The sequence below is a fragment of the Paracoccus sanguinis genome (assembly GCF_012689545.1).
GTDB lineage: Bacteria > Pseudomonadota > Alphaproteobacteria > Rhodobacterales > Rhodobacteraceae > Paracoccus > Paracoccus panacisoli.
On record NZ_CP051545.1, the window covers coordinates 1 to 6,587 of the forward strand.

General features: G+C 61.1%; 8 protein-coding genes and 2 pseudogenes. 7 read left to right on the forward strand and 3 right to left on the reverse strand.

What is annotated here, in order from left to right; translation table 11 throughout:
* Positions 1-362 precede the first annotated feature (362 nt).
* From HGN31_RS16195 to HGN31_RS16210, 5 genes and pseudogenes are all read left to right on the forward strand, one after another.
* A complete protein-coding gene (locus tag HGN31_RS16195) occupies positions 363-791 on the forward strand; it encodes a hypothetical protein (protein ID WP_244961245.1) in 429 nt (142 codons plus the stop codon).
* A 23-nt stretch (positions 792-814) separates the two neighbouring features.
* Positions 815-964, forward strand: a pseudogene (locus HGN31_RS16820) (excisionase family DNA-binding protein); the annotation flags it as partial.
* A 78-nt stretch (positions 965-1,042) separates the two neighbouring features.
* Entirely contained in the window at positions 1,043-1,279 is a 237-nt protein-coding gene (locus tag HGN31_RS16615) for a hypothetical protein (RefSeq protein WP_244961246.1), read from the forward strand.
* A 428-nt stretch (positions 1,280-1,707) separates the two neighbouring features.
* Positions 1,708-2,322: a hypothetical protein gene (locus tag HGN31_RS16205; RefSeq protein WP_168784098.1), complete on the forward strand. Its 615-nt coding sequence runs from the start codon at positions 1,708-1,710 to the stop codon at positions 2,320-2,322.
* A gap of 185 nt (positions 2,323-2,507) precedes the next feature.
* Positions 2,508-3,280 (forward strand): annotated as a pseudogene (locus HGN31_RS16210) (IS5 family transposase).
* Positions 3,281-3,811: 531 nt separating this feature from the next.
* Here HGN31_RS16210 and mobQ read toward each other — a convergent pair.
* Positions 3,812-4,876 (reverse strand): MobQ family relaxase, encoded by a 1,065-nt coding sequence (gene mobQ / locus HGN31_RS16215; RefSeq protein WP_168784099.1) that lies wholly within the window; start codon positions 4,874-4,876, stop codon positions 3,812-3,814.
* 153 nt (positions 4,877-5,029) lie between these two features.
* Between mobQ and HGN31_RS16220 the strand changes: the two genes are divergently transcribed.
* Both HGN31_RS16220 and HGN31_RS16225 read left to right on the forward strand, forming a co-directional pair.
* On the forward strand, positions 5,030-5,281 hold the full coding sequence (locus tag HGN31_RS16220) for a hypothetical protein (RefSeq protein WP_168784100.1): 252 nt from the start codon (positions 5,030-5,032) through the stop codon (positions 5,279-5,281).
* Positions 5,278-5,838, forward strand: a complete 561-nt coding sequence (locus HGN31_RS16225) for a hypothetical protein (RefSeq protein WP_168784101.1) — start codon at positions 5,278-5,280, stop codon at positions 5,836-5,838. The genes HGN31_RS16220 and HGN31_RS16225 overlap by 4 nt, the downstream gene beginning before the upstream one ends.
* 19 nt (positions 5,839-5,857) lie before the next feature.
* Here HGN31_RS16225 and HGN31_RS16230 read toward each other — a convergent pair whose 3' ends face one another.
* Both HGN31_RS16230 and HGN31_RS16235 read right to left on the reverse strand, forming a co-directional pair.
* Positions 5,858-6,136, reverse strand: coding sequence for a helix-turn-helix domain-containing protein (locus HGN31_RS16230; RefSeq protein ID WP_168784102.1), 279 nt, complete (start codon positions 6,134-6,136; stop codon positions 5,858-5,860).
* The gene (locus HGN31_RS16235) at positions 6,133-6,471 is read right to left on the reverse strand and encodes a type II toxin-antitoxin system RelE/ParE family toxin (RefSeq protein WP_168784103.1); all 339 of its coding nucleotides are present in this window, start codon (positions 6,469-6,471) and stop codon (positions 6,133-6,135) included. The genes HGN31_RS16230 and HGN31_RS16235 overlap by 4 nt, the downstream gene beginning before the upstream one ends.
* Between the last annotated feature and the right edge of the window lie 116 nt (positions 6,472-6,587).

Genomic DNA, 6,587 nt, shown 5'->3' on the forward strand with positions numbered 1-6,587 from the left:
TGGCGGGCGCCACTCACGGCGACCATCGCCACGCCGGAACCTCCGCCTTGAAGAGAGTGAGAAGGGAAACAGCGATTCAGCCAAGCTACGCTGATTCACGAGCGAAGAAATTCTGACGTCGAGCGAAGAAATTCTGACCTTAGACGAAAGTTTTCATTGATTTTTCTTCGCTCGTCCTTCAATCAGGCTTCGGACAAGCGAAGAAAACACGTCCAAAAGGCTGCACTCAAGGACACCCTGTGGATAACCCTATCAACCTTCGGAAGTTGGAATACTCCCCAAACGAGAACCCATTTGTGGCGGGTTCAGAAATCAGGACTCGGCATAAGACCGTGCGCACGCGCACCAGTCCTCGGGATCTGATGGACCCGGACACTGGCGAGGTCGTCGGGCAGTCGATCATCCATGTCATCGAAGAGAAGGACGAGGAACACTTCGTCAAAGTCTTCGCTGATGGAGTGAGGGCCGCATACGATCTGACGCGGACCGGCGCGCGGGTCTTTCAAGCTGTTCTAGCCGAGTATCAGCGAGCCAAGATGACAGGCGGCTACTCTGACTCCGTCAACTTGATCTGGTTCGATGAAGGGCTGAACGGCCGTGCCTTGGATATGAGTGACCGAACCTTTCACAACGGTCTGAAAGAACTAATCCAAAAAGGTTTCCTCAAGCCAAAGCTACCCAACCAATTTTGGGTGAACCCTGCGCTGTTCTTTAAAGGCGATCGCGTAGCCTTTCTCCGGGAGTATCGCTTGAAGACGTCCCAGCAACAGATTGAAGGCGCTGGGAGGTGACCCGAACCGGACCGGACCGGACCGTGGGACAGGACCGGACAACCCTGTCACCGCGCGAGGCGGCCCGTGTCGCAGGGGTTGGGAAATCTACCATTATGCGGGCGATAGAAGCCAACCAGCTTGAGGCTAGACGGGACAATCGCAATCAGTGGCGCATTGAGCGCACCGCGTTGGATCGATGGACCATGGACCGCCCCGGTTCGGACCGGGATAGTCCCACAGATCGGTCCGAATCGGACCGAGGCAGTCCCATGGGCCGCACTGAGGCGGACTGGTCCACGCTTGCCAATAATCTGGAAACGGCTCGTCTGACCATTGCCCAGATGGAAGCCCGGCTTGAGGAACGCGCCGCCTTGGTGCGCGCGGCCGAGGCAGATCGCGACCGCTGGCGCACCCTGGCCGAGAAACTGACCGACCGACCGGCCGTGCCCCTTGCCGATCCACCCGCCCTTCTGCCTCGCAAGACGTGGCGTTGGCCTTGGTCCTGATGCCCCCCCGCTCAACCCCCGGGTGCCGCGTTGGGCGTAACCGGTGTTATGGTAAGGGCCGCAAAGGGGCGGGGGATCGCGCGGAGGTTGTGTTTTCAATTTAATCAAGAGGACGGTGCAGTGGGTGGCTTTGGCCTACCTGCATCGACAAGACCTTCGCCCTTTGTACCTCCTCTGGCCTCTGGAGAACCTGACCCATGAGTAAAGGATCAAGGCTGCGCAGCCCGAGAAACCGCGCCTTGTCCACGACAGCCGGATGGCGGAGGTTGGCTGTCTGCAAAACAACCAGTAGACTATCATGTCGGAGAAATTATTTTTCGCCTAATAAAACAAAGAGCTCTTCCTATATCCTGCAAGGTTGAGATCTTTCTATGGATAAGAATAATATGTCGAGCCAGAAATCTGTAATAGGAAGATACGAGAATTACATGGCGGAAATCCGACATCGGATTGATGTTATCAACAAAGTCTTATCAGAACTGGAGACGGGAAGTTCACTTACCAGCTACAGGGAAATCGACATTGAAGTAATCTTCTTGCAGTTGCGGCACTGCCTTGAATTAATTATGTTTGCATCCTTAAGCGCTCACTACCACTATGGTTACGAGCTCTCTCAAAAGATCTTGAAGAAGGAGTACAATGCAACCAAGCTCTTGCGGTTTATAAAAACTAAAAATCCGAGTTTCTACCCTAGCCCAGCAGAAACCAAGCCCATTAAACATCCAAACGGATTATTTGAAGCAGTTCCTATAACTGAAGGATTTCTTACGCAAGACGATTTTTGCAGATTGTATGACCAAGCTTGCGGATGGATGCTACATGCTCAACGAGATAATAAGTTCAATAAGGGTCACGAGGAGTTAATCAAGGAGGCAACTGAATACCGGAACAAGCTCGTGAGGCTGATAGATTGCCACTGGATCAGCTTGACTGATGACATTTGCCTCCAAGTTCTTATGAGACACCCTACTACCGGCACAGTACTAGTTATGGTCATGCAAAGTGCAGAATCGATAAATCGAGAAATTAGAGCTTCCGGCTAATCAAGCTAGCATTTAAAAATATATCTAATTAGCACAACCCGCGCGCAAACCTCGGATATTGGCATAAAATTACCACAACATTTGATTGTCTTAATCAAACTGGCCGGTTGAGCTGCGGGGGCGGCTCTGTTGCACAAATCGCTTCAGGGATTCATGTTGTGAGTCCAGCATGGTAGCTGGTCGGCATGAGCAGACCCACACGCCTGACCTACAAGACCAGGAACTGGCCGGCCTACAATGAAGCGCTCAAGCGTCGGGGCTCGCTGACGATCTGGTTTGACCCCGAGATGATCTGGAAGGCGGCTGCGACAGGTCGACGTGGCCGACAGCAGACCTACAGCGATGCCGCCATCCAGACCTGCCTCTCCATGAAGGTTCTGTTCGGCATGGCATTGCGGCAGACGACCGGGTTCGTCGAGAGCCTGCTACGGCTGATCGGTTTCGACTGGACGGTTCCTGACTTCAGCACGCTGTCGCGGCGCCAGAAGACCCTGGCCGTCAACATCCCGTATCGGGGCTCCAGGGGCCCGCTGCACCTGCTGGTCGACAGCACCGGGATCAAGGTCGAGGGCGAAGGCGAGTGGCACGCCCGCAAGCATGGCGGTCCCAGGCGACGGGTCTGGCGCAAGATCCACCTGGCGATCGATGAGGAAACGCTGGAGGTCAGGGCCGTCGAGATCACCGGGAGCCACATCGGTGACGCCCCGGTCCTGCCCGATCTGCTCAACCAGATCCCGGCGGACGAGGAGATCGGCAGCGTTACCGCAGACGGTGCCTACGACACCCGCAAGTGCCACGATGCAATCGCTGACCGCGGCGCTCACGCCGTGATCCCGCCCCGCAGAAACGCAAAGCCGTGGAAGACCGCCACCGTCAGGTTGCAGAACTTCAAGTCCGTATTGCCGTCCTGAACGGTTACACCGCCCTCGGCATGCCTGTCACGGAAGCTGTGGGATAGGTCTGTCCGGGGGAAGGGGAACCTCGGCCATCACCCGATTTGTGCAACAGAGCCTCGTTGTGATCGTCAAGAACAGAAACGGCACATTGATGGCTTGAAATAGTTCCTTCAAAGTCTCTCCCACTTGCTGACGTTGCTGGCCTTGGCAACGGCTGCTATGCGGGACAAAACTGCCCTTTGCGAGATTTATGCAGGTCTGGCCAGTGCGAATATTGCCAATCCGACAAGCGTCACAACACCATTGCAGGCTGCTAGGAAGGCCAGTCTACCGTTTTGTCCCCGAAAAAGTCTGGAAGTCCACTCAGAGTCATAGTTTCGCGGCAATGGGCCCATCCCGTGGATGAGAGCAAATGCAATTATTACATGCAATGCGCCTGATCCAAGAACGATAAGTAGGGCGACCTTCGAGACCATTATTCCGGCACATTAGCCACATCGCGACCGTCCGCAATGGCCTCCAAAGCGACGACCGGGCAGGCCCGCCCCCTCGATATGTGAGGTCTCCGGGGCGGGCCTGCCCGGCTCCACAAGCTACAACCCGTGATCCAGCCCGTTGTCCCGGAGCGCATGGGCCGCGCGTTCATGCTCGAGCTCCAGCTGGCGGGTGCGCTCGGCCTGCTCCAGCGCGTGCCGCTCCCGGTCCAGATCGCGTGACAGGTCGTCGCGCAGCCCGCCGCCGGCCGCTTCTGCGAAGAAGTCGCCCCAGGCATCGGGCGCCGGCTCCATGACCTCCAGTGCTCGCTCGGCCACCCGCCCGAGCCACTCGCGGGCATGGCCGGCCAGCTCCTGCGCCACGCGCCCGACCTCAAGGGCGCGCTCCCGGACCTCCTGCCAGACGCGGACGGCCGCGATCTCGATCCCGCGCTCCTTGAGCTGCCACGCCCCGAGGGACAGTTGCGGCAACGGCTCCCGGTCCAGCGCAACGGCGCGCACCCTCTCGGCCAGTTCCGCCGCCTCGTCGCCGCGCTCATGCGCTTCGGCGGCCAGCTCCAGCGCCTCCGCGCGCTGCGCCTCCAACGTCCGGTGATCGATCCGCAGCGCGTGGCCCACCCGCTCCAGGGCGGCGTTGCTGTCCTGCGCCCAGGCCTCCCGCCAGTCCTCCAGGACCGCCACGGCGTTCCAGTCGCGGTTCTTGGCGGTGAACCCCTCCGCGGCGATCTCGCGGGTGGTGAGCAGGATGTGGGCATGGTGGTTGCGCTCGTCGCCCGTCAGCCCCGGCGCATGCAGGGCGATATCCGCGACCATGCCGCGGTCCACGAAGGACCGCTGGCAGAAGTCGCGGACCAGCGCGACACGCTGTTCGTGGCTCAGCTCGGCCGGCAGGGCCACCCGGACCTCGCGGGCGAGCTGGCTGTTCTTGCGCGTCTCGGCGGCCTCCACCCGGTTCCACAGTTCGGAGCGGTCGTGGACCCAGTCCGGCGCATGGGCAGGCGCGAGGATTTCGACATGGGTGACGCCGCTGCGGGCGCGGTAGTCGAAGTCGAGCCCGGTGCGCGCATCGTGGATCAACTCGCCCGCGCGGTAGGCGGCCGCGCCCGTGGCGCTGCGCCCGGCCGAGCGGGAGATCATCGTGGCCCGCAGATGATAGATCGCCATGTCGCGCTGCACTTCGTCAAGGGTTCAAGGGAAACGCGAGGGTTCCCTTGCCCACACAAACCAGAATGGTTTGTATAAGTGGGCACTTCGTGTCTTGCAGCGTAGCTGCTCTGGGGCCAGTCTGGCAACCATTGACGAACAAAGGATTGCAGAATGGCGCGGACCATTGACCAGCAGATTGCGGAAGCTCAGGCTCGGCTTGCCCGCCTCAGGACCCGTGCCAAGGCCACCGAGACCCGCCGCAAGATCATTGTTGGGGCCATCGTCACCAGCGAGGCCCTGAAGGACCCCAAGATCGCCCGCTGGATGGCCGCCACCCTGCGCAAGAACGCCACCCGCGAAGTCGACCAGAAGGAGCTGACCGGGCTGCTCGCGGACCTCGACGCCAAGGCGGCCGAAGCATGAGCGACACGCCCAAAAGCCCTGCCCAGGTCATCAACGACCTGAGCGACCAGGTGCGGCTCCTGCGCCAGGACGTAACCAACCTCACCGCCACCGCCACGACCAAGAAGGAAGCCGCCGCCTTGCGCGCCGCCGTCCAGGCCTCCGTCGAGGAGGCTCATGACCGGAGCGCGAAAGTCCTCAGCAGGGCCGAGCAGGTCATCAACGAAACCCACCACGCAACCCTGGCAGCCGCCCGGGACGGGGCTACCAAGGGCGTGGCCGGGCTTCAGGACGAGGTCAGGGCCGCGGCCAACAGGATGCGCCTGGAGGCCCTGAAAGGCAGCCGGCAGGCCCTCTACTGGTCGGGTGGGGTCTTTGCCGTAGCGGGCGGCCTCGTGGCTCTGGGAGCCCTCCTGGGCGTTCTGGGGCACATCTGGCTGCAGGGACGGGCCGATGCCCGCGCCTTCGGGGAACATCCAAAGATCTTCTGCAAGGGGGCCGGCGGCGAGTTCATGACCAGCCCAGCCGGCGACGACGCCTGCGTGATCTGGCTGGAGCCGCCAGCAGCCGGAAAGTGAGCCCGCTCAGCGGGCCTCGTCAGCCTGCCAAGGCCCGCTGCACCGCGCCGGGTTCCTTCTCGATGACCCGCAGCAGCGCCGCAGCAGGCCCGGAGACGCGCCGCTGGCCCTGCTCCCATTTCCGGTAGCCCGACAGGCTCATGCCCATCAGCGGCGCCATCTGCGCCTGCGTGAGCTTCGCCCGCGTCCTGATCTCGCGCGGATCAACGGGGGCGTGAAAGATCGCGGGACTCTTGCCCTCGGCATGGGCCAGGGCTTCGCCCATTGCCTGGATCAGATCTTCGCCGAAGCTGCTCATTTCCTCTCCTTCCATGCGGCTTTCAGCGCGGCGGCGAGGGACGCCACCATGCGCTTTTCCTCGGAGCTCATGTCGTCCTTCGCGTTCTTGGCATAGGCCAGCAGCGCGTAGAGCGGCATGGTGTCGTCCAGGTAGTAGTAGATCACCCGAGCCCCGCCCCGCTTGCCTCGGCCCGAGGCCGCGAACCGGACCTTGCGGACGCCGCCGGTGCCGGGGATTTCGTCGCCTGCCAGCGGGTTCTCGGCCAGAAAGTCGATCAGCTCGCGCTTTTCGTCCTCGCTGAACAGCCTCTCCGTCTGCCGGGTGAAGATCGGGGTTTCTGCGACTGCCTGCATAGCTCTATGTGACCCATCGGGTCACTCCGTTCAAGCGCTCAGCCTCATGAAAATGCGTCCTGACGGACAAGCCCTCCTGTCGGTTCCGTCCCGACGCCGCCCGCCGTTCGCCTGCG